This is a genomic window from Streptomyces sp. NPDC057565 (assembly GCF_042801455.1).
GTDB lineage: Bacteria > Actinomycetota > Actinomycetes > Streptomycetales > Streptomycetaceae > Streptomyces > Streptomyces yanii.
In genome coordinates this window covers 37506-60488 of the sequence record NZ_JBHVFU010000024.1, presented here as the reverse complement: position 1 = coordinate 60488, position 22983 = coordinate 37506, and the positions used below count along the sequence as shown (strand labels likewise).

Here is a 22983-nt window from a genome sequence, read left to right as displayed (position 1 = left end):
TGCGGCTGACGGAAATCGGCTGGAATGACACGGATATCCCTGCCCAAACCGCAGACGGCTGACGCTCCTGTCACGCCTGAACGGCGAGGACCAGCGGAAACACCCCCTCCGCACCGGCCCTGCGCAGCAGGCGCGCTGCCACGGCGAGCGTCCAGCCGGTGTCCGAGAGATCGTCCACGAGCAGCACCGGCCCCCCTGCCGACACCAACGCCTCTGCCAGTTCCGGTTCCACGACGAGCGCCTCATGCAGAGCACGCACCCGCTGCGCGCTGTTGGTCTGCGACATCCGTACCCCGTCCGCCCCGGGGGCATAGGCGACGCTGCCGAGCAGCGGCATCCGGCCGACGTCGGCGATCCGGCTGGCGAGCGACTGGATCAGCTGTGGCCTGCTGTGCGAGGCGACCGCGACGACCCCCACCGGCCGCGGTACGGCATCGGCTGCGCCGGACGCCCAGCCCCCGGGTCCCTTGGCCCAGTCGGCCAGCACCGTCACCACCGCGTTCGCCACATCGTCCGGAACCGGTGCGTCAGGTGTGGGTGAAGCCAGTATCGGGCGCAGCCGGTTGCCCCAGCCGATGTCGGAGAGACGGCCGAGCGCCCGCCCGGAGAAGGAGAGCTCCTCCGCCGGGATACGGCCCTTGAGATCGACGCCCACCGCCGCGAGACCGGTCGGCCACATCTTGCGGGGTTCCACTTCGACACCGGGCCTGCCGAGCTCGCCCCGTGCGGTGTCCAGGGCGGCCGTCGACACCTGGTCGTCGAAGCGCGCCCCCGCGCAGTTGTCACAGCGTCCGCATGCCGTCGCTTCCTCGTCGTCCAGCTGGCGACGCAGGAATTCCATCCGGCAGCCGGTCGTCGTTGCATAGTCGCGCATCGCCTGCTGCTCGGCCGAGCGCTGGCGTGCCACCCAGGCATACCGCTCGGAGTCGTAGACCCAGGGCTCTCCCGTGGCGGTCCAGCCACCCTTCACCCTCTTGACCGCGCCATCGACGTCGAGCACCTTCAGCATGGTCTCCAGCCGTGTGCGCCGAAGGTCGACCAGCGGTTCCAGAGCGGGCAGCGAGAGCGGCCGGCCGGCCTGGGCGAGCACATCGATCGTGCGTCGGACCTGTTCCTCCGGGGGGAAGGCGACCGAGGTGAAGTACTGCCAGATCGCCTCGTCCTCCTTGCCCGGGAGGAGCAGTACCTCGGCGTGCTCGACGCCTCGGCCCGCGCGGCCCACCTGCTGGTAGTAGGCGATGGGGGAGGAGGGGGAGCCGAGGTGCACGACAAAGCCGAGGTCGGGCTTGTCGAATCCCATGCCGAGCGCGGACGTTGCGACGAGAGCCTTGACCCGGTTGGCCAGGAGGTCGTCCTCCGCCTGCTGCCGGTCGGCGTTCTCGGTGCGGCCCGTGTAGGACGCAACGGTGTGTCCGCACTGGCGCAGATACGCTGTGATCTCCTCGGCGGCCGCCACTGTGAGCGTGTAGATGATCCCCGAGCCGGGCAGCTCCTTGAGGTGATCGCCCAGCCAGGCCAGCCGGTGCGCGGCGTTCGGTAGTTGCAGTACGCCGAGGCTGAGACTCTCGCGGTCCAGCGGCCCACGCAGCACCAGCGCGTCCGTGCCCGCTCCGGTGCCGAGCTGCTCCGCGACATCCGCCGTCACCCGCGCGTTCGCGGTGGCGGTCGTTGCGAGCACGGGTACCCCTGCGGGCAGATCGGTGAGCATGGTCCGCAGCCGTCGGTAGTCGGGCCGGAAGTCGTGGCCCCAGTCGGAGATGCAGTGTGCCTCGTCGACCACGAGCAGCCCGGTGGCGGCGGCGAGGCGGGGCAGGACCTGGTCCCGGAAGTCGGGATTGTTGAGCCTCTCGGGGCTGACCAGCAGCACATCCACCTCGCCCGCCGCCACCTCGGCCTGGACGGTGTCCCACTCCTCGGTATTGGACGAGTTGATCGTGCGGGCGGTGATGCCGGCCCGGGCAGCGGCCGCGACCTGGTTGCGCATCAGCGCGAGCAGTGGAGAGACGATCACTGTCGGGCCGCTGCCCCGCGCCCGCAGGAGCGAAGTCGCGACGAAATACACGGCGGACTTGCCCCAGCCGGTCCGCTGGACGACCAGCGCTCTGCGCCTGTCCGCGACGAGCGCCTCGATGGCCCGCCACTGGTCCTCGCGCAGCCGGGCAGTGCCGGTGGTGTCCCCGACGAGTCGGGCCAGTACGGAATCGGCCGAAGCCCTGAGCTCTGCGCGGTCTGCGTTGGTCATGCCCCCATGCAACCCGATGGCTACGACAAACGGCGAACGACCCCGCGACCCTGTGGACAACTTATCCACAGGGGGTCGCGGAATTCTGCTGCCCACGGGACGGTCATGCCATGAACAAGCACCACGAATCCACCGGACCGGCCGACGAGCAGCAGATCACTCTGCGCGGGCCCGCCGAACTCGCCGATGCCCTTCCGTATCTCATGGGCTTCTATCCGAACGACAGCGTGGTCATGGTCGCTCTGCACGGCGGCCGGGGCCGCTTCGGCGGGCGGCTCAGGCTCGGAATTCCGCAGTCGCCGCAGGAATGGCCGCACGTCGCAGAGCAGCTCGCCGAGTGCCTGGTCAAGGGGAGTGAGCGACGCGGCGAGCACCCCGATGCGATCGTCGTCTTCCTCTGCCAGGATCCTGCCGACGGAGAGACGCCCGGCCAGACGATGGAGCGGCTGCGGCCGCTGGCCCAGCGTCTGCGCACGGCCTGCGGGGCCCTCGACGTACCCGTCCTCGAAGCGCTCTGCATCTCCGGCGGACGCTACTGGTCCTACTGCTGTCCGGACCCACGCTGTTGCCCGAGCGAAGGCAACGGTTTGTCCCTGCCGGGCACTTCGGTGATGGCGGCCGCCGCCACCTACGCGGGCGTCCAGGTCCGGGGATCTCTGAGGGACATGGAAGCCAGACTGGCGCCTCTGAAGACCCCGGCCGTGGCAGAGCAACCGCAGGCCCTTGACTTGGCCGGCGCTGCACTCGTGCCGAGGATCCTCGACGAGGAGGGACGCAAGGAAGTGGCTCGCGAGACCCTCGGGCTCGCGCGCGTCCTGATGAAACGCCTCCGGGATGCGCCGACGGCCGCGCCCTCCGCGGCCGACAGCCAGGACGACTCGCTGATCAGCAATGACGAGGCCGCTGCGGTGATCCTCGGTCTCCAGGACCGGGAGACCCGGGACAAGGCCGCGGAATGGATGGAAGGGCCCGAAGCGGAATCTGCCCTGCGGCTGTGGCGGGCGCTCGCACGCCGGTGCGTCGGACCGTACGAGGAACACGCTGCTGCGCCGCTCACCCTGACCGGCTGGGTCTCCTGGTCGACGGGCGACGAGCCGGGCGCCCGGGTCGCACTGGGGCTCGCCCTCCGGGCGGACCCCGACTACACCTTCGCTCAACTGCTTCATCAGGCGTGCAACGAAGGACTCGATCCGGAGGCTCTGCGCCGCTGCCTGCGCGGGGAGAACGGCGAGCAGAAGGAGCGCGGTCACCATCGTGCCGAGCGAGTCGTCCGGCCCCGGACAGCGCGCCCGTCGGCGGTGAGGCGGAACAAGACGCAGCCCGGCCCGGCCCGGCCAAGGGCAGTCGCGCGACGCCGTGCCCGTGAGTCGCGGGCCCACGGTCGCGGTGGGACCGGGGGCGGCCGATGACCATGGATACCGATCGCCCGGTGTCCGTCAGGGGAACGGGGACGCGGCGCTGGGCATCGAGTTGAGCGGGCACAGAAAGCGAGAGCGAAAAGAGCGACGAGGGGAGCCGCCGGTGGCGCAGCTTCTGCGCACCGGCACGCAACGGCCTGCGGGGTGCTGCCGTTGCGTGCCGGAGGACGACTCCCATCGCGCGGGCGGCGAGCCGACCAGTTTCCGGGGCCGGGATGGATGAAGATCATGACGAAGGGAGTGTTTATCGTCAGGCAGACGACTATGATCACGGCATGCCGCCCTACGACCCGTCGACCTTCCCGCCCTTCGCTGTCACCGTCGACCTGGTTGTGCTCACCGTGCGCCGTCATGCGCTCTGTGCGCTGGTGGTTCGCCGCGGCGAGTCCCCGTTCCAGGGCAGGTGGGCACTTCCCGGTGGCTTCGTGAGAACCGATGAGGACCTCGGAGCCGCTGCGGCGCGTGAGCTCGTCGAGGAAACCGGACTGTGCGCGCAGGACCCGGCGACCCCGGCAGTCGGCAACGGTGCCCATCTCGAACAGCTCGCCACCTACGGCGACCCCAAGCGCGACCCCCGGATGAGGGTCGTCAGTGTCGCTCACCTCGCGCTCGCCCCCGACCTGCCCGCTCCCCGCGCCGGCGGCGACGCGCACAGTGCACGGTGGGCGCCCGTCGAGGATCTGCTCGGGCCGGAGGGCGGTTTCGGCCGCGAGGGTGAGCAGCACGCCCCGCTCGCCTTCGATCATGCGCAGATCCTCGCCGACGGCGTCGAGCGGGCGCGTTCCAAGATCGAGTACTCCTCGCTGGCCACCGCTTTCTGCCCGCCTGCGTTCACGGTCGGAGAGCTGCGCCGGGTGTACGAAGCGGTCTGGGGGGTGGTTCTGGATCCGCGGAACTTCCATCGCAAGGTGACAGGTACCCCCGGTTTCCTGGTGCCTGCCGGCGGAACGACCACCCGCCAGGGCGGGCGCCCCGCCCAGCTCTTCCGCGCCGGCGCGGCCACCGTCCTCAATCCGCCGATGCTGAGGCCCGAAGTCTGACCTCGCGGAACGCCCGCAGGACCGATGATGCGCTAAAAGTCCGATATGCCGGGTTATCGTGCTGCGGTATTCGCCCTGCCGCCGAGCGGTTACACCTGCCGCGAGAGAAGCGATGCTTCAGGCCATCGGACTCACCAGCGCACCCCACCGCGGCCGTCCGCCCGCCGTGGACGACCTCACCTTCGAAGCCGGCCCCGGCCACGTCACGGCACTCCTCGGCGCTTCCGGTTCCGGTAAGACCACAGTCCTCCGTCTGATGTTCGAAATGGAGTCGGGGCGCGGTGTCATCTACTTTCGCGGCAGACCACTGCACCGCATCCCGCATCCCGCCCGTGAGGTGGGAGTGCTCCTCGGGGACGTACCCGGCCATCCCGCCCGCACCGTCCGTGGTCAGCTCCGTATGCTCAGCGCCGCAGCGGGCGTACCCGCCTCCCGGGCCGACGAACTGCTCGACGCCGTCGGTCTCGCCGGGCTCGGCGACCAGCGCCTCGGAGCGCTCTCGCTCGGCATGGACCGCAGGCTGGGCCTCGCGGCGGCGCTGCTCGGAGACCCCCATGCGCTGATCCTCGACGATCCCGGAGAGGGGCTCTCGCCACGCGAGAACACTTGGTTGCATGGGTTCCTGCGTGCCCACGTCGCGGAGGGAGGAACGGTCCTCTACACCACCTGCGACCCCAAGGAGGCGGCGCGCGCGGCCGACCATGTGGTCACTGTCGACGCCGGACGGCTGGTCTCCGACCAGGACGCTGTCGACTTCTCGCGTACCCGGCTGCGCCCCCGCGTCGTGGTCCGGACTCCGCACGCCGCACGACTCGCCGCAGTCGTGAGCCGTGAGGCGCGCGCGGCTCGGCGTTCCGTCGAGGTGGTCACCGAAGCGGGCAGCCGCCTCTCGGTGTACGGCAGCACGTGCACGGAGATCGGCGACACCGCATTCCGTCACGGTGTACCCGTTCATCAGCTCGCCGACGAGATCGCCGACACCGGCCCGGCAACGGCCACCGCTCCGGAAGCCGAGGCTGTATCGCCGGGGCGGGCGTCACCCGCGTCAGGCCGGGACGCGGCACCGGCGCAACCGGAGCCGACTGCCTCCGAGCCGGAGGCTGCGCCGCGAACGGCATCGCCCGTCCCGGGGCCGGAACACGCACCGTCGATCCGCCGGCGACCGGCCCGTGGCCCGCATCGGCCGGTCCGCTACGAACTGCGCCGTCTCTTCGGCGTCAGGACAACGACGTTGATCACGCGGCCGTTCTGATCGTCTCGGTCGGGCTCTCCGTCCTGCTCGCCCGCACCGGCCATGCCCCGCTGCCGAACGTGCTTGCAGCCTGGCCCGAGGTGCTGCCCCTGCCGCCTGCTGCCGTCGGCGCCGGGCTGCTCGGCGCGCTCTCCTTCGGCGACGAGTTCCGCTACCCCGCGCTTGCGGCGGGCCGGGGCACCGTCCCCCGCCGGCTCGGTCTGCTCATGGCCAAGCTGGCGGTCTCCGCGGGCGTCGCGCTGCTCCTCGCTCTGATCGTTGCGGCGGCCTCTGCCGAGGCGCTCCGTCTTGTGTACGGAGGTGACTTGGTCAGATTTCCGTCGAATGCGGCTTTTTCCGCAGCGAGTTGGGTGGGCCTGAACGTGGGTTGCGCCTGGGCGGGTCTGCTGGCCACCGGAATCTTCCGGGTGGCAGCCGCCGGAGTCGCCGCGGTGCTTGCTGTGCCCGTGCTCGTCGTTCCGCTCGTGCGGGGGGTGCTGTCGGGGCCGGCCAGTCATTCGGCACTGGGGCTCCCCGGCAGGCTCCGCGAACTGGCTTGGGTGCAGTGACCGGACGGGGTGGATTCCTGGGTGATGGCGGGGGTGCGCGTGGTCGTGCACCCCGTGGGGGCGGCGCTGTCGTTGTCGCTCTCGGTCCTCGTCTGCGCGTATGTGTTCACCAGCCTTCGCGGCAGGGTCCGTTGGTGATCAGGAAGCGTGACCACCTGGTCGCGAGGCTCTCAACTCTCTTCAGCGTGCCCGTTTTATGCAGATAAGGCGTCAATTGGGGGGTGGGCGCCGATCACCCTTTCGTGTGCTTTTCACCAAAGACCTCAAGAGGCGGGCGAGCCGCGCCGACAAAGGATGCGTGAGTACCCTTGCGCACACCATGATGACCGCCGCCCGCTCCGTCGATTCCGGCCTCGCCGGCTCGGGTGAACTCGACCGCTACCCCTATACGGAGGCGCCGGCCGGCGAGCGCGCCGCCATCCGTTCGTGGGACGGCACCGATGCAGAGCTGGGGCGAGCGAGTCGGCGGGGTTCGGCCAGCCGCGGCCGTGGCCTCCACGGACAGCTCGTTCAGCAGCTCGGTCAGATGATCGTCTCCGGTGATCTGGGCGCCGATCGCCCGCTCGTGCCGGAGGAGATCGGCCAGCGCTTCGAGGTGTCCCGCACGGTCGTACGTGAGTCTCTGCGCGTTCTCGAGGCCAAGGGGCTGGTCAGCGCCCGGCCCAATGTGGGTACCCGGGTCCGTCCGGTCAGTGACTGGAATCTGCTGGATCCCGACATCATCGAATGGCGAGCCTTCGGTCCGCAGCGCGACGACCAGCGTCGCGAGCTGGGTGAGCTCCGCTGGACGATCGAACCGCTCGCCGCTCGCCTTGCCGCCGGTCATGGCCGTGAGGACATTCAGCAGCGGCTCGGTGACATGGTCGAGATCATGGGGCACGCGCTCGCGCAAGGCGACGTGATCACTTACTCGCGAGCCGATGCCGAGTTCCATTCCCTGCTGATCCAGGCCGCCGGCAACCGCATGCTCGAACATCTCTCCGGCATCGTCTCCGCCGCCCTCCAGGTTTCGGGCGGTCCGGTCACCGGCTGTGACCGCCCCGCCGAGGCGTCCCTCGGTCACCACGTCCGGATCGTCGACGCCCTCGCGAGCGGCGACGCGGCGGGTGCCGAGGCGGCCATGCGTCAACTGCTCGTCGTCCACCCCGAGGTGGACCGGGTGGTGCCGGCGCCGCGCGAGCACTGACGACGGTACGGCCAGGGTGTACGAACCATGTGTCGCCGGGCCCTCGCGGTCCGGCGGCTCAATTGTTGAGGGATGTCACCCTTGGTCGCATTCGCCACACATGGGGTGTGACTCGGGCCACGTGGATTGGGCGTAACACTCCTTGAGGCAGTGCGATGACTTAAGAGGTGACCGCCGCGGAAGGAATACAGCAGCCATTGACGGCGCTGTGCAGTTCTGAGGCCAAACCCGCGCCGTCGGTACATTCCCAGCCCGACGGTCGTCGGTTCCAGCCCTCTCCAGGGCCGGGCCGGAAGCCGTTTTCCATCGTTCCGAGAGGTTGTTCGTGTCGGCCAGCACATCCCGTACGCTCCCGCCGGAGATCGCCGAGTCCGAGTCTGTGATGGCGCTCATCGAGCGGGGAAAGGCTGATGGGCAGATCGCCGGCGATGACGTGCGTCGGGCCTTCGAGGCTGACCAGATTCCGCCAACCCAGTGGAAGAATGTTCTGCGCAGCCTCAACCAGATCCTCGAGGAAGAGGGTGTGACGCTGATGGTCAGTGCCGCGGAGTCGCCGAAGCGCGCCCGCAAGAGCGTCGCAGCGAAGAGCCCGGTCAAGCGCACCGCCACCAAGACTGTCGCGGCCAAGACGACCGTGACGAGGACCGTCGCGGCCACCGCCGCCCCGTCGGCCGAGACCGTGGACGTGGTGGCCGACGACGCTGCCGCGGCCAGCCCTGCGAAGAAGGCGGCAGCCAAGAAGACGGCTGCCAAGAAGACCGCCGTGAAGAAGACGGTGGCCAAGAAGACTGCAACGAAGAAGGCCGGTAAGAAGGACGCCGACGAGCTCCTCGACGGCGACGAGGCTGTCGAGGAAGTGCAGGTCGGCAAGGGCGACGACGAGGAGGGCGAGGGCGAGAACAAGGGCTTCGTCCTCTCCGACGACGACGAGGACGACGCGCCCGCGCAGCAGGTCGCCGTCGCAGGTGCCACGGCCGACCCGGTCAAGGACTACCTGAAGCAGATCGGCAAGGTCCCGCTCCTCAACGCCGAGCAGGAGGTCGAGCTCGCCAAGCGCATCGAAGCGGGCCTGTTCGCCGAGGACAAGCTGGCGAACTCCGACAAGCTCGCGCCGAAGCTCAAGCGCGAGCTGGAGATCATCGCCGAGGACGGGCGCCGGGCCAAGAACCACCTGCTGGAGGCCAACCTCCGCCTCGTGGTCTCGCTGGCCAAGCGCTACACCGGCCGCGGCATGCTGTTCCTGGACCTGATCCAGGAGGGCAACCTCGGTCTGATCCGCGCGGTCGAGAAGTTCGACTACACCAAGGGCTACAAGTTCTCCACGTACGCCACCTGGTGGATCCGTCAGGCGATCACCCGCGCCATGGCCGACCAGGCCCGCACCATCCGTATCCCGGTGCACATGGTCGAGGTCATCAACAAGCTCGCGCGTGTGCAGCGTCAGATGCTCCAGGACCTGGGCCGTGAGCCCACCCCGGAGGAGCTGGCCAAGGAGCTCGACATGACCCCCGAGAAGGTCATCGAGGTCCAGAAGTACGGTCGTGAGCCGATCTCCCTCCACACGCCGCTGGGTGAGGACGGGGACAGCGAGTTCGGTGACCTGATCGAGGACTCCGAGGCGGTCGTCCCGGCCGACGCGGTCAGCTTCACGCTCCTCCAGGAGCAGCTGCACTCGGTGCTCGACACCCTCTCCGAGCGTGAGGCCGGCGTGGTCTCGATGCGCTTCGGTCTCACGGACGGGCAGCCGAAGACCCTCGACGAGATCGGCAAGGTCTACGGCGTGACGCGTGAGCGCATCCGTCAGATCGAGTCGAAGACCATGTCGAAGCTGCGCCACCCGTCGCGTTCGCAGGTGCTGCGCGACTACCTCGACTAAGTCGCGGGAGTAAGCAGGTCGAGGGCCCGGTTCCGAGGAACCGGGCCCTCGACGCATGTGCGGGTGCGGTTGCCGACACGCTGGATGACTCTGAGTAGGCATGGTCCACCGCAGAGTCAGGAGTGCGCATGTTCCGTACCGTCGTCCGCGCCATGACCGGGCTGTTCGCCCTGGTTGCTGCGGCAGCCCTGATACCGCTCGGGTCGCCGGTTCCGGCGGCTGCCGACAGCATCGTCATCGGTGGGCAGCCGGCACATGTCAAGGACAGTCCGTGGGTCGTGGCACTGTCCAGCCGTAACCGTTTCGGAGGTACCCGTGCGGGGCAGTTCTGCGGTGCTGTGCTGGTAGGGCCGACGAAGGTGCTGACCGCCGCGCACTGTCTGAGCCGGGAGGCGCTCGGCATCGATGTGAGTCAGGTGCACGACCTGCGGATCATTGCCGGGCGGGATGAGCTGACCGGCTCCGGCGGCCGTGAGGTCGCGGTCAAGGAGACATGGATCAACCCGGGGTACAACCCCACCACCAACTCCGGCGATCTGGCGGTGCTCACCCTGGCCGACGCGCTCCCCGGAGAGAGTGTGATCCCGATGGCCGCAGCCGGTGACCGGGCCGATGAGCCGGGTAGCGCAGCCCTCGTCTACGGCTGGGGGGACACCTCCGGGACCGGCGACTACGTGACGTCGCTCCGCTCCGCCCAGGTGAGGGTTCTGCCGGACAGCACGTGTGAGCGGGCCTACCCGGGTGGCAGGGGCGCCGCGTACGAGGTCTCGACGATGCTCTGCGCGGGCGAACCGCACGGCGGGCACGACGCATGCCAGGGGGACAGCGGAGGGCCGCTGGTGGCCGGTGGGCGGCTCATCGGCCTGGTGTCCTGGGGGAATGGCTGTGGGATGGCAGGAAGCCCCGGCGTCTACACGAGGATCTCCGCGGCGGCGGGCTGGATGGCGGGCAGTAGCTGACCGGCGTCGCTCCGTAGCTACGAGAACGGGCGGCTCCCCCCTCGGTGGGGGAGCCGCCCGTCGGCCGGTACGGAGCCGGACCCTGGCTCGTCGTGGATGCGAGGTGTCAGTGTTGTTCCTCTTCGACGGCATTGGCCTGCACGGCTGTCAGCCGGTCCGTCTCATCCTGTATTTCCGCGGCGATCTTCTTGAGTTCCGGCTCGAACTTGCGACCATGGTGGGCGCAGAAGAGCAGTTCACCGCCGCTGATCAGGACGACGCGCAGATATGCCTGGGCGCCGCAACGGTCACAGCGGTCTGCTGCGGTCAGCGGGCTCGCGGGGGTCAGAACAGTAGTCACGTCGCCTCTTCTCTAGCTCGACGAGCTGTCGTACCAGGGTCAACATCCAACCAGGCCGAAAACGTTCCCGCTCGTGGCTTTTCTTCGAAACTTCTTCTCAAGATGGCTGTCTGTTGCCGGTTGGCGGCGAATGTGCCGTATTGCGTAGCGCTACGGTTTCGCGTTGCTTGTATGGGTCGGTCGGTCCGTCCGGCCGGCTTGCCGGTTTGTTCATGAGGACGTGCCCGGAGCCTAAATGGTTCATGCCTCGAAGGGAACGTGATGTGCGCGTCACTCCAACGAGGGATCGAACGTGTATGCGAGGCTGGTCTAGTGTGAGCATTCCCTGAGGGAGGCGGTACAACCGCTCTACCAGGCCTCGGTAGGCTCTCAGCGGCAACCGAAGCCGAGCCCGTTACCCACCTGGACCCCAAATGAAATTCAGCGAGGAGCGAACCGCGTGACCGCCGATACGTCCGTGCCGTCCACTGCGCTGCTGACCGGAGCCGACCGAGACGGCTCCAACTACACCGCGCGGCACCTTCTCGTGCTCGAGGGGCTTGAGGCAGTCCGCAAGCGCCCCGGGATGTACATCGGGTCGACCGACAGCCGCGGCCTCATGCACTGCCTCTGGGAGATCATCGACAATTCCGTCGACGAGGCCCTAGGCGGTTACTGCGACCACATCGAGGTCATCCTCCACGAGGACAACTCCGTCGAGGTCCGGGACAACGGCCGGGGCATCCCCGTCGATGTCGAGCCCAAGACCGGACTGTCCGGCGTCGAGGTCGTCATGACCAAGCTTCACGCCGGCGGAAAGTTCGGCGGCGGCTCGTACGCCGCGTCCGGTGGCCTGCACGGTGTGGGAGCCTCCGTGGTCAACGCGCTCTCGGCCCGGCTCGACGTCGAGGTCGACCGCAACAGCGCGACCCACTCGATCAGCTTCCGGCGCGGGGTGCCGGGCATCTTCACGGAGCAGGGCCCGGACAGTCCGTTCGACCCGGCCAACGGCCTCCGCAAGGGGAAGCGGGTCCCGAAGGCGCGCACCGGCACCAGGGTGCGCTACTGGGCCGACCGGCAGATCTTCCTCAAGGACGCCAAGCTCGGCCTGGAGACGCTCCACCAGCGGGCCCGGCAGACGGCATTCCTCGTCCCCGGACTCACCATCGTCGTACGCGACGAACGCGGTCTCGACGGTGAGGGCAAGACCGAGGAGACGTTCCGCTTCGACGGCGGAATCAGTGAATTCTGCGAGTACCTGGCCCAGGACAAGGCCGTCTGCGACGTGCTGCGGCTGACCGGGCACGGCACCTTCAAGGAGACCGTGCCGGTCCTGGACGAGCGCGGGCACATGACGGCGACCGAGGTCACGCGTGAGCTGGCCGTCGACATCGCCATGCGCTGGGGCACGGGATACGACACCAATCTCAAGTCCTTCGTCAACATCATTGCCACCCCCAAGGGCGGCACACATGTGACCGGGTTCGAACGCTCCGTGACCAAGACGGTCAACGAGGTCCTCCGCTCCGCGAAGCTCCTGCGGGTCGCCGAGGACGACATCGTCAAGGACGACGCCCTGGAGGGCCTCACCGCAGTCGTCACCGTACGGCTGGCGGAGCCGCAGTTCGAGGGCCAGACCAAGGAGGTCCTCGGCACATCGGCGGCCAACCGGATCGTCGCCAATGTCGTCGCCAAGGAACTCAAGGCATTCCTGACCTCCACCAAGCGGGATGCCAAGGCGCAGGCCAGGGCAGTCCTGGACAAGGCGGTCGCCGCCGCGCGCACGCGCATCGCGGCCCGACAGCACAAGGACGCGCAGCGTCGTAAGACGGCGCTGGAGTCCTCCTCGCTGCCGGCCAAGCTCGCGGACTGCCGCAGCGACGACGTGGACCGCAGCGAGCTCTTCATCGTGGAGGGGGACTCCGCGCTCGGCACGGCCAAGCTCGCCCGGAACAGTGAGTTCCAGGCGTTGCTGCCGATCCGGGGCAAGATCCTCAATGTCCAGAAGGCGTCCGTCTCGGACATGCTGAAGAACGCCGAGTGCGGCGCGATCATCCAGGTCATAGGGGCCGGGTCCGGGCGGACCTTCGACATCGACGCCGCCCGCTACGGCAAGATCGTCCTCCTGGTGGACGCCGATGTCGACGGCGCGCACATCCGCATCCTGCTGCTGACGCTCTTCCAGCGATACATGCGGCCCATGGTCGAGGCGGGGCGCGTCTTCGCCGCTGTGCCCCCGCTCCACCGGATCGAGCTGGTCCAGCCGAAGAAGGGCCAGGACAAGTACATCTACACCTACTCCGACGGCGAACTGCGCCAGACGCTGCTGGAGCTGCAGCGCAAGAACGTCCGGTACAAGGACTCGATCCAGCGTTACAAGGGGCTGGGCGAGATGGACGCCGACCAGCTGGCCGAGACCACGATGGATCCGCGCCACCGGACACTGCGGCGGATCAACATCGGCGACCTCGAATCCTCCGAGCAGGTCTTCGATCTGCTGATGGGCAACGAGGTCGCGCCCCGCAAGGAATTCATCACCAGCTCGGCCGCCACGCTTGACCGCTCGCGCATCGACGCGTGACCGGCAGCCGCCGTCTCCACCCCTGGGTGGAGACGGCGGCTCCACCCACGATCAACCCCTGAGCTGATCCTCTGACCTGGCATTTTCCGTAGCGTCGAAGGTGTTGAACCTTTCCGCACTTCGGAGGCCGCCATGTCAGGACTCATCGACGTCCTGGTGATCATTGCCGTCATCGCGCTCGTCGTGGTCCGCCAGTGCTCGGCACGACGGATCGCGGACGACCGGCGCTGGTGGGTCCTGCCCGGCATTCTGATCTTCCTGTCCCTGCGCGAACCCGGCCTGACCGATCCGCGCCACGAGGCACTGTCCGCGGTGGTCCTCGGCGCCGAACTGCTGGTAGGGCTGGCCATCGGCGTGGGCTGGGGCTGGACGACCCGGCTGTGGCGCGAGTCGGACGGATCTCTGTGGAGCAGAGGCACCAAGGCCACCCTCCTGGTCTGGACGGGAGGTCTGGCGATGAGAGCCGCGCTGTACGGGACAGCCGCGCTGATGGGCATACGTCAGGGCAGTGCCGCCCTCATGGCCGCTCTTGCGCTGACGCTGCTCGCGCGCAGCGCTGTGCTGACCTGGCGGGCCCGGGGGATGAGCCCGGCGTACGGTGATGCTGTCGGCGGCCTGTCGTCGCAGCCGGCGTGGAAGGATCGTGTGTGACGCGCGCTGCCTGGACAAGTTGGCCGTCCCGGGAGGCACTCTCCCGACAGGGGCGCACGCGCCCGCGGGCGATCATTGCCTGGTCCGTACGCGCGCTCCTGCTGGCCCTCGTGCTCTGGGGCACCTTCACCGCCGGAAAGTTCGGTCCCTGGGACGTCGCGGTCGGACTGCTGGGCGTACTGGGTTGCGCCTGGACCGCGTGGGCATTCTTCCGGACCAGTCTGGAACACCGGCTGTGGCCCTCCCTCGGGTTGATGGGGCTGCTGATGGCGGCGGCCTTCGGGGCGCAGCAAGCCGGTGCCGGTGTGCCGGCCGTAGTCCTGTGGTGCGGTTGCGCGGTGACCGCACTGGAGCGGTTGCCGCTCTCGGCGGCTGTTCCCGCCACGGCCGTCGCGCTCGCCGCGTACGCCGCCGTCAACACCGACGGGTGGATGACGACGGCGCTGACCACGGGGGGCCTCTGCCTCGCGGGATACGTGCTCCGGCTGGATGCCGAGGCACGTGGCAGCGCCCTGCGGCTCCTGGTGCAGGAGCGGGCGGCGCGGGCGGCGGAAGCGGAATCGGCGGCGCTGAACGAGCGCTCCAGGATCGCTCGGGAGATACACGATGTGCTCGCGCACAGTCTCTCCGCGCAGCTGGTGCACCTGGAGGCGGCGCGGCTCCTCATTGAGCGAGAGCCTTCCGGGGAGTTCCGGGACCAGGTCCTGGAACGAGTGGTGGCGGCGCGGTCGATGGCGCGCGAGGGGCTCGCCGAGACCCGCCAGGCGCTCTCCGCGCTCCGGGGCGAGGTCGCGCCGGTGGAGGACTTCCTGAGACAGCTTGTGACTGCGGAGCCGGGCGAGGTGACCGTGGCCGGGGAACAGCGGCTACTGACGGCAGAGGCCTCGCAGACGGTCCGACGGGTGGCGCAGGAGGCGCTGACCAATGTGCGCAAGCACGCGCCGGGGGCCACCGTTCTCGTACGGCTGGAGTACCTGCCGGGCGAAGTCGCTCTGGAGGTCAGGGACCGGGGCGGTCACCGGCCCGTGGACGAGCTCGCTGTCAGCGGATCCGGATACGGTCTGCTGGGGATGAGGGAGCGCGCCGAGCTGCTCGGCGGGACGTTGGAGGCAGGTCCGGGCGAGGAGGGGTTCGTGGTGAGTCTGCGGGTGCCCGCGTGAACGCGCGGGTCGTGGTCGCCGACGATCAATCGGTGGTGCGCGAGGGAATCGTGATGCTGCTGGGGCTGTTGCCCGGAATCGAGGTGGTGGGATCGGCGAGGGACGGGGAAGAGGCCGTCGCGCTCGTCGCCGAGCGGGCACCCGATGTGGTTCTGATGGATCTTCGGATGCCCCGCTGCGACGGAGTGGAGGCAACACGGCGCATCCGCACGGAGCATCCGGGCACGCAGGTGGTGGTCCTCACGACGTTCGCGGACGACGACTCGCTCTTCCCCGCGCTGCAGGCGGGCGCCCGCGGCTACCTCACGAAGGACGCCGGGGGCGACGAGATCGTGCGGGCCATCCAGGCAGTGCTGTCGGGCGAGGCCGGGCTCTCGCCCGTGGTGCAGCGTCGGCTGCTGGAGCGGGTCGCCACAGCACCGGCCCCCGCCGGGCCGCTGCCTGCCCAGTCGCAACTGCCCGACGGTCTCACGCCCCGCGAGGCGGAAGTACTCGTCCTGATCGCCGAGGGGATGTCCAACCAGGAGATCGCCCGCAGGCTGCACATCTCGCAGGCCACGGTGAAGAGTCACATCAACAATCTCTTCGCCAAGGCCGGGGTGCGCGACAGAGCACAGGCCGTGCGCTATGCGTACGTTCGGGGTCTCGCACACCCGCCCGGGGCATCCTTCACCTGAAGAGGTGAAGAGCGGCGATTGAAGTGCCCGGGAACCTCCTGATCTGCCCATTCTTGGGTACGCGGCCGAAGTGGTCCGTGGACAAGGGGAGTTGTTCGGTGGAGAAGGAAGCAGGGCGCGACGCTGCAGCGATGCGAGTCGACGACCCGTGGTGCGACGCTCTGGCCTCCGGATGGGGCGAGCTGGACGGTGCGGGGGGCTTCGTGCCCGTCGGGCCACCCGGGCCCGTGGCCCCGCAGCGCAGCCACAGCGCGGCAGACATCTATCTGGAGGTGCAGCGCAGCGCGGCCTTCCAGGAAGTGCGGCGTCGATACCGGCGGTTCGTCGTCCCCGCCACCCTGGCCTTCGTCGTCTGGTACCTCGCCTACGTTGTCACGGCGGTCACCGCACCCGGACTGATGGCCCGTCCGGTAGCCGGGGCCGTCAACGTGGCGATGGCCGCGGGGCTCGGGCAGTTCCTCACCACGTTCCTGCTCACCGGGGCGTACACACGTCATGCGCGGCTGCGCAGGGACCGGGCCGCGCTCGAGCTGCGGTGGGAGACCCAGGAGATGACGCGGGGGATCGGGCGTTGAGCGGGAATCACCAGACCCTGGCGTTGCTTCTGTTCAGCGCATTCATCGCCGTGACGCTCGCCATCACCACCTGGGTGAGCCGCAACCGGCACGGCTCGGCGGAGGAGTTCTATGCCGGCGGTCGGTTGTTCTCCCTCATGGAGAACGGTTTCGCCATCGCCGGTGACTACATGTCGGCCGCATCCTTTCTCGGCATCTCCGGTCTGATCGCGCTGTTCGGCTACGACGGCATGCTGTACTCGGTCGGCTTCCTCGTCGCCTGGCTCGTGGTCCTGCTGCTGGTCGCCGAACTCGTCCGTAACTGCGGTCGATTCACCCTCGCGGATGTGGTGGCCGCACGCATGGCGGAACGTCCGGTGCGGATCGCGGCGGGCATCTCCTCCGTCACCGTCTCCGTGCTCTACCTGGTGGCGCAGATGGTGGGTGCGGGCAGCCTGGTCGCCCTGCTCCTCGGCGGTACGAGCAACGCCGCCCGCTCCTGGACCGTCATCGGGGTGGGGGCGCTCATGGTGATCTATGTGTCCTTCGGGGGGATGCGTGCCACGACCTGGATCCAGATCGTCAAGGCCGTCCTGCTGATGATGGGCGCGACCGTGCTCACCGTGCTGGTTCTGGTCCATTTCCATGGCAACGTCAACGCGCTCCTCACCTCCGCCGCCGAACGGAGCGGGCACGGACTGAAGTTCCTTTCGCCCGGACTCAAGTACGGCGGCAGCCGGACCGCGCGATTCGACTTCATCAGCCTCGGGCTGGCCCTGGTGCTCGGTACAGCAGGACTGCCCCACATCCTGTCGCGCTTCTACACCGTGCCCACCGCCCGCGCCGCCCGCCGCTCGGTCGTCTGGTCGATCGGCCTCATCGGCAGCTTCTACCTGATGGCGATCGCGCTCGGGTTCGGGGCGGCGGCGCTGGTCGGTTCGGCGGACGTACGGGCGTCGAATCCCGCCGGGAACACCGCCGTCCCGCTGCTGGCCCTGGTGCTCGGCGGCGGTGAAGGTTCCACCGGGGGAACGATCCTGTTCGCGGTGGTCGCCGCCGTGGCCTTCGCGACCATCCTCGCCGTCGTCGCCGGGATCACGCTCGCCTCGTCCACCTCTGTGGCCCACGACCTCTACGCCTCGCTCAGGCGTCCGGGCCGGACGCAGCACAGCGAGGTCACCGTGGCCCGGGTCGCCGCGGCCGGGATCGGGGTGGCCGCCATCGCGCTCGGGCTGGTCGCGCAGGATCTGAATGTGGCGTTCCTGGTGGCGCTGGCCTTCGCCGTCGCCGCTTCGGCCAATCTGCCGGTGCTGCTGTACTCGCTGTTCTGGCGCCACTTCACCACGCGAGGGGCGGTCTGGTCGGTCTACGGAGGACTGATCCCCGCGGTGCTGCTCGTCCTGCTCTCACCGGTCGTCTCCGGCAGCCCCACCTCGCTCTTCCCCGGCGTCGACTTCCAGTTCTTCCCGCTGGAGAACCCCGGGCTGGTCTCCGTCCCGCTCGGCTTCCTGGCCGGCTGGATCGGCACAGTCACGTCACCCGAGCCGCCCGACGCCGCCAAGCATGCGGAGACCGAGGTCCGCGCGCTGACCGGGGCGGGGGCGGTGTAGCCGGTCAGGGTGCGGCGGACGGCGGACGAGCCGGGCCCGGAATGCGGGACTGGACTGTGGTGGATGCGGGTCGGCGGTCCGTCCCGCAGGGATTTCCTAGGAGCCCGAGGCCCAGGTGTAGCGGTGTTCCGGGCGGCCTGTCTCGCCGTACCGCAGTGTCAGCCGCACCCGACCCGTCCGCTCCAACAGCTTCAGGTAGCGCTGCGCGGTCTGCCGGCTCATTCCGGCGCTCTCCGCGATCTCCTGTGCGGAGAGCGGCCCCTCGGCCCCCTTGAGCACCTGGCGGACCAGTTCCGCAGTGGTGGGGGAGTGCCCCTTGGGCAGGTCGGGTTCGCCCGCCGCCCACAAAGCGCCGAAGAGCCGGTCCACGTCTCCCTGCTCAGTCTCGCCGCCGCCCTCCAGAGTGTGGTGCAGCGCCGCGTACGCCTCCAGCTTGGTACGCAGCCCCGCGTAGGTGAACGGCTTCACCAGGTACTGGAGCGCGCCGTGCCGCATGGCCTCCTGGACGGTGGCGACGTCACGCGCCGCAGTCACCATGATCACGTCAGTGCGGTGACCGAGCCTGCGCAGCTCGCGCACCACGGTCAGGCCATTGCGGTCGGGCATGTAGTGGTCGAGCAGGACGAGATCCACGTGCTGCGACTCGACCGCGGCCAGGGCCTCGGCGGCGCTGTGCGCCTGCGCCGCCACCCGGAAGCCGGGCACCTTCGAGACATACGCCGCGTTGATCCGCGCGACCCGGATGTCGTCGTCCACGACCAGGACCTGGATCACTGAACTCCTCCCGTGAGATCCGGCTCCGGAAACTGTGTGTCCGTGAGACCCGGTTCGGTGAGCGCCTCGGGCAGTACGACAGTGAACTCGGCGCCGCCTTCCGGCGGCCCGTCCACGGTGGCGCTGCCGCCCTGTCGTTCAGCCAGCCGCCGTACCATCGCGAGACCCAGACCACGCTTGCCGTGCGCCGGGAGTTCCTTGGTCGACCAGCCCTCCGTGAAGACCGATTCGCGATGCTCGAGAGGGACGCCGGGGCCGCTGTCGCGGACCCGCAGCACCACCGTACGGCCATCCGTCCGTAGCCCCACCTCGATCAGAGCGTCGTCCGATCCGGCGGCTGCGTCCAGGGCGTTGTCGACGAGGTTGCCGACGACGGTCACCAGCCCGCGCGGGTCCACCAGCCGGTCAGGGAGCAGCGTGCCGGGGGCCATGCGCAGCGATACGCCGCGCTCCGCGGCGACCGTCGCCTTGCCGACCAGCAGGGCGGCCAGCAGCGGATCGCGGACCTTCTCGGTGACCTGCTCGGCGGTGGCCCGGTGGACGCCGACGACCTCGGTGACGAACTCCATCGCGTCCTCGTGCATGTCCAGCTCCAGCAGCCCCAGGAGGGTGTGCAGTCGGTTGGCGTGCTCGTGGTCCTGTGCGCGCAGGGCATCGATCAGACCGCGGGTGGAGTCGAGCTCGCGGCCGAGGTGTTCGAGTTCGGTGCGGTCGCGGAGGGTGGCGACGGCGCCTCCGTCGGCGGTCGGCATCCGGTTGGCGAGCAGCACCCTGTTGCCGCGCACGGTCAGCAGATCGTCGCCCACCACTCGGCCGGCAAGCACGTCCGCGGTCCGCCCCCGGCCGAGCACGTCGTCGAGCGGGCGGCCCGCGGCGTCGGAGTCGAGTCCCAGCAGCCGCTGCGCCTCGTCGTTCAGCAGCCGGATGCGTCCCGTACGGTCCAGCGCGACGACGCCTTCGCGGATGCTGTGCAGCATCGCCTCGCGCTCGGTCAACAGCGCGGAGATGTCGGAGAACGCCAGGTCGTGGGTCTGTCGCTGGATGCGGCGGGAGATCAGGTAGGCAGCCAGAGCCCCGACGGCGAGCGCCCCGCCCGCGTAGGCGAGCAGCCCCGGGATCGCCGCCAGGAGCCGGGCGCGGACACTGTCGTACGCGATGCCGACCGAGACCGCTCCGACGATGTGGTCCGCGTTGTCGCGGAGCGGCACCTTGCCACGTGCCGAGCGGCCGAGCGTACCGCTGTCGATCTCCATGATCTCTCCGCCCGCGAGCGCCTCACTGGGGTCGGTCGAGACGACCTTGCCGATCCGGCGGGTGTCGGTGTGCGACCAGCGCACCCCGTGCCGGTCCATGACGACGACGTACTCGGCGCCGGTGGACCGCCTGATCCGCTCCGTGGCGGATTGCACGGGCCCCCCGGGCACAGGTGCCGTGGTGAGCAGGGACTCGGCGATCTGTGGCTGGGCCGCCGTGCTCTGCGCGATGGCGAGCGCACGGTGCATCGCCTCGTCGTCGAGCTGCGTGCTGAGGGGTGCCAGGAAGAGGCCGGTGGCGAGTACGGTGACGCCGGTGGCGATGGCGAGCTGCATCAGCAGCACCTGGGAGAAGACCCGCTGCGGCCAGCCGAGCCGTCGCGGTCTCCGGGGGGTGGGCTGTGGGGCGCTCATCGTATGAAGGTAAAACGCCGCCCTCTGCTTCCTGAAATCTCCCTTCTTTCCAACTCTACGCAATCCGCTTGCGTTTTTTTCGCTAATCTTGCGCGTATGACGCGACGACTTGCTCAGGTGGCACAGAAGGTGGGAGTCAGCGAGGCCACGGTCAGCCGGGTGCTCAACGGCAAGCCCGGAGTCTCCGACGCCACCCGGAAGGCCGTCCTCTCCGCGCTCGACGTCCTCGGTTACGAGCGTCCGACCCAGCTGCGCGGCGAGCGGGCCCGGCTGGTCGGACTGGTCCTGCCGGAGCTGCAGAACCCGATCTTCCCGGCCTTCGCCGAGGTCGTCGGCGGTGCGCTCGCCCAGCAGGGGCTGACCCCCGTCCTGTGCACCCAGACCAAGGGGGGCGTCTCCGAGGCCGACTACGTGGAGCTGCTTCTGCAGCAGCAGGTGTCGGGTGTGGTCTTCGCGGGCGGGCTCTACCACCAGGCGGACGCCCCGCACGATCACTACAAGGTGCTGGCCGACCGCAGGATCCCGGTCGTCCTGATCAACGCGGCCATCGAGCACCTCGGCTTCCCCGGGGTGTCCTGCGACGACTCGGTCGCCGTCGAGCAGGCGTGGCGCCACCTGGTGTCGCTCGGCCACGAGCGCATCGGCCTGGTGCTCGGTCCCTCCGACCACGTGCCCTCGCAGCGCAAGCTCGCGGCCGCCCGCGCGCTCGCCCGGGCGGCCGGCACCACCGTGCCGGACGAGTGGGTGGCGAGGGCCATGTTCTCGCTGGAGGGCGGGCAGGCCGCGGCCATGCGCCTGCTGGACCAGGGGGTCACCGGCATCATCTGTGCCAGCGACCCGCTCGCGCTCGGCGCCGTGCGCGCGGCCCGCCGCCGCGGCCTCTCCGTGCCCGCCGATGTCTCGGTGGTCGGGTACGACGACTCGGCCTTCATGAACTGCACCGAGCCGCCGCTGACCACGGTCCGGCAGCCGATCGAAGCGATGGGGCGCGCCGCTGTCGAGCTGCTCTCCGTGCAGATCGGGGGCCGGGCCGTGCCCTCCGACGAGCTGCTCTTCGAGCCGGAACTGGTGGTGCGGGGGTCCACCGCACAGCCCCCACGAACCACTTCCGGTTGATCGTCGTTATTTTGCGGCTCATGAGCTATCTATTGCGGTCGATCCCCTATGTCGTGGCCGATCCCGGACCGGGCAGCGGCTGAGGGGGGCGAGGGCCGCTGTACTGGCCGCTGGGGCGCATCCGCAGCGGGCGTTCCCCGTACTCCTCCAGCGCATGCGCGATCCAGCCCGCTGTTCGGGACACCGCGAACACCGTCTCACCCGCCTCGGCGGACATTCCGGACGAGACCGAGAGCACGGCGAGCGCCAGGTCGACGTTGGCGTGCAGCGGGGTGTGGCGCGCGGTCGTGGTGACCACGTCGCGCGCCGCGGCCAGTGCGGGCGCCGCCTGCGGGACCTGCGCGAGCAGGGCGAACAGCGCCCGCGCCCGCGGATCCTCGGCGGTGTAGAGCCGGTGCCCGAGTCCCGGCACCCTGCGGCCGGCGCGGAGATGGTCGGCGACAACCGGGGCCGCGCTGCCCCGCTCCAGGACCTCGACGAGCATCCTGTGTGCCAGCCCGCTCGCGGCGCCGTGCAGGGGGCCCTCCAGGACGCCGAGGCCCGCGGAGACCACCGCGTACGGATGGGCATGCGCGGATGCGGCGACGCGGGCGGCCAGCGTCGAGGCAGCCAGATCATGGTCGATCAGCAGGCCGAGAGCCGCGTCCAGCACGGTGAGCGACGCCGCGTCGGCCGGGTGGGCGGTGAGTTTCGGCCATAGCCGGCGTGCCAGCCCGGGTGTCTGCGAAGCGGCCTCATGGCCGGTCGTCGTCGGTGCGCCGGTCGATGTCGGCAGCGCGCCGACCAGGGTGGGAATCAGGCTTCGCGCGCTGCCGAGTACCGCCTCGGGGGAGAGGTCGAAGCGCAGCGGATCCGCGGTGGCCGCGGCCACGACCGCGACCCGCAGCCGGTCCGTGGACCCGCTGTGTGCGGGCAGCGCATCCACCGTGCGGCGCGCCGCGGCCAGGGCCTCGGCAGGCGCGGTGAAGCGCGTGCCTGGCCGGAGATCACCGGTCCACAACCATTCGGCGATCTCCTCGTAGGCGTAGTGCGTGGCCAGTTCGGTCGCGTCGACACCGCGGAAGTAGTACCGGTCGCCCTCGATCAGCGTGATGCCGGTGCGGAACACCAGGTCTCCGGTGACGGGGGAGGGTTCCCTGCGTCCGGTGCGCCGGAGCAGCGCATCGACCTCCGCGGCGTCGAACGTACTGCCGCGGCCGCCGGGCGCGCGCCTGCTGCTCAACTGGCCCCGGCTGACGTACGCGTACACCGTCTCGGGCTTCACCCCCAGGCGCTCGGCCGTCTCGCGCGTGGTGAGCCGATCCGTGGTCGCCCCGGCCGGACCGTCGCCGGGGGCTGCTTGATCCTTCATGC

Annotated in this window: 17 protein-coding genes and 1 pseudogene; 13 read left to right on the top strand and 5 right to left on the bottom strand. The window is 69.6% G+C overall.

All coding sequences use genetic code 11. The features are described 5' to 3' along the window. Nucleotides 1–70: 70 nt before the first annotated feature. A complete protein-coding gene (locus ACFU8W_RS31235; protein WP_384044166.1) occupies nucleotides 71–2242 on the bottom strand; it encodes a RecQ family ATP-dependent DNA helicase in 2172 nt (723 codons plus the stop codon). Nucleotides 2243–2352: 110 nt separating this feature from the next. Between ACFU8W_RS31235 and ACFU8W_RS31230 the strand changes: the two genes are divergently transcribed. The 6 genes and pseudogenes from ACFU8W_RS31230 (at nucleotide 2353) to ACFU8W_RS31205 (ending at nucleotide 10521) form a co-directional block, all read left to right on the top strand. Next, nucleotides 2353–3651, top strand: a complete 1299-nt coding sequence (locus ACFU8W_RS31230) for a DUF4192 domain-containing protein (protein WP_384044164.1) — start codon at nucleotides 2353–2355, stop codon at nucleotides 3649–3651. Nucleotides 3652–3935: 284 nt separating this feature from the next. Next, nucleotides 3936–4700, top strand: a complete 765-nt coding sequence (locus tag ACFU8W_RS31225; protein WP_345514333.1) for an NUDIX domain-containing protein — start codon at nucleotides 3936–3938, stop codon at nucleotides 4698–4700. 112 nt (nucleotides 4701–4812) lie between these two features. Next, nucleotides 4813–6638 (top strand): annotated as a pseudogene (locus tag ACFU8W_RS31220) (ATP-binding cassette domain-containing protein). Between the two features lie 181 nt (nucleotides 6639–6819). After that, complete coding sequence (locus ACFU8W_RS31215; protein ID WP_384044289.1) at nucleotides 6820–7686, top strand: FadR/GntR family transcriptional regulator; 867 nt, start codon at nucleotides 6820–6822, stop codon at nucleotides 7684–7686. A 325-nt stretch (nucleotides 7687–8011) separates the two neighbouring features. Further along, on the top strand, nucleotides 8012–9562 hold the full coding sequence (locus tag ACFU8W_RS31210; protein WP_384044161.1) for an RNA polymerase sigma factor: 1551 nt from the start codon (nucleotides 8012–8014) through the stop codon (nucleotides 9560–9562). 128 nt (nucleotides 9563–9690) lie between these two features. Further along, complete coding sequence (locus tag ACFU8W_RS31205; protein ID WP_384044158.1) at nucleotides 9691–10521, top strand: S1 family peptidase; 831 nt, start codon at nucleotides 9691–9693, stop codon at nucleotides 10519–10521. Nucleotides 10522–10627: 106 nt separating this feature from the next. Here the strand turns inward: ACFU8W_RS31205 and ACFU8W_RS31200 are convergent, their stop codons facing one another. Beyond that, complete coding sequence (locus ACFU8W_RS31200) at nucleotides 10628–10861, bottom strand: hypothetical protein (protein ID WP_037701300.1); 234 nt, start codon at nucleotides 10859–10861, stop codon at nucleotides 10628–10630. A 439-nt stretch (nucleotides 10862–11300) separates the two neighbouring features. On the opposite strand from ACFU8W_RS31200, the gene ACFU8W_RS31195 reads away from it, so the two are divergent. The 6 genes from ACFU8W_RS31195 (at nucleotide 11301) to ACFU8W_RS31170 (ending at nucleotide 18073) form a co-directional block, all read left to right on the top strand. Next, nucleotides 11301–13421, top strand: coding sequence for a type IIA DNA topoisomerase subunit B (locus ACFU8W_RS31195; RefSeq protein ID WP_384044155.1), 2121 nt, complete (start codon nucleotides 11301–11303; stop codon nucleotides 13419–13421). Nucleotides 13422–13553: 132 nt separating this feature from the next. Continuing rightward, a complete protein-coding gene (locus tag ACFU8W_RS31190) occupies nucleotides 13554–14072 on the top strand; it encodes a DUF1453 domain-containing protein (protein WP_345514329.1) in 519 nt (172 codons plus the stop codon). After that, nucleotides 14069–15232 (top strand): sensor histidine kinase, encoded by a 1164-nt coding sequence (locus tag ACFU8W_RS31185; protein WP_384044152.1) that lies wholly within the window; start codon nucleotides 14069–14071, stop codon nucleotides 15230–15232. Before ACFU8W_RS31190 ends, ACFU8W_RS31185 begins: the two co-directional genes overlap by 4 nt. Then, nucleotides 15229–15909, top strand: coding sequence for a response regulator (locus ACFU8W_RS31180; RefSeq protein WP_384044150.1), 681 nt, complete (start codon nucleotides 15229–15231; stop codon nucleotides 15907–15909). Before ACFU8W_RS31185 ends, ACFU8W_RS31180 begins: the two co-directional genes overlap by 4 nt. A 131-nt stretch (nucleotides 15910–16040) precedes the next feature. After that, a complete protein-coding gene (locus tag ACFU8W_RS31175) occupies nucleotides 16041–16484 on the top strand; it encodes a DUF485 domain-containing protein (protein ID WP_384044147.1) in 444 nt (147 codons plus the stop codon). Beyond that, complete coding sequence (locus tag ACFU8W_RS31170; protein ID WP_384044144.1) at nucleotides 16481–18073, top strand: cation acetate symporter; 1593 nt, start codon at nucleotides 16481–16483, stop codon at nucleotides 18071–18073. Before ACFU8W_RS31175 ends, ACFU8W_RS31170 begins: the two co-directional genes overlap by 4 nt. A gap of 96 nt (nucleotides 18074–18169) precedes the next feature. Here ACFU8W_RS31170 and ACFU8W_RS31165 read toward each other — a convergent pair whose 3' ends face one another. Together ACFU8W_RS31165 and ACFU8W_RS31160 are read right to left on the bottom strand one after the other, a co-directional pair. After that, the gene (locus tag ACFU8W_RS31165) at nucleotides 18170–18847 is read right to left on the bottom strand and encodes a response regulator (protein ID WP_384044141.1); all 678 of its coding nucleotides are present in this window, start codon (nucleotides 18845–18847) and stop codon (nucleotides 18170–18172) included. Then, nucleotides 18844–20514, bottom strand: a complete 1671-nt coding sequence (locus tag ACFU8W_RS31160) for an ATP-binding protein (RefSeq protein ID WP_384044138.1) — start codon at nucleotides 20512–20514, stop codon at nucleotides 18844–18846. Before ACFU8W_RS31160 ends, ACFU8W_RS31165 begins: the two co-directional genes overlap by 4 nt. A gap of 96 nt (nucleotides 20515–20610) precedes the next feature. Between ACFU8W_RS31160 and ACFU8W_RS31155 the strand changes: the two genes are divergently transcribed. Continuing rightward, nucleotides 20611–21630, top strand: a complete 1020-nt coding sequence (locus ACFU8W_RS31155) for a LacI family DNA-binding transcriptional regulator (protein WP_327243979.1) — start codon at nucleotides 20611–20613, stop codon at nucleotides 21628–21630. 46 nt (nucleotides 21631–21676) lie between these two features. Here ACFU8W_RS31155 and ACFU8W_RS31150 read toward each other — a convergent pair whose 3' ends face one another. Then, nucleotides 21677–22981, bottom strand: a complete 1305-nt coding sequence (locus tag ACFU8W_RS31150) for a citrate/2-methylcitrate synthase (protein ID WP_384044134.1) — start codon at nucleotides 22979–22981, stop codon at nucleotides 21677–21679. Nucleotides 22982–22983: the final 2 nt, after the last annotated feature.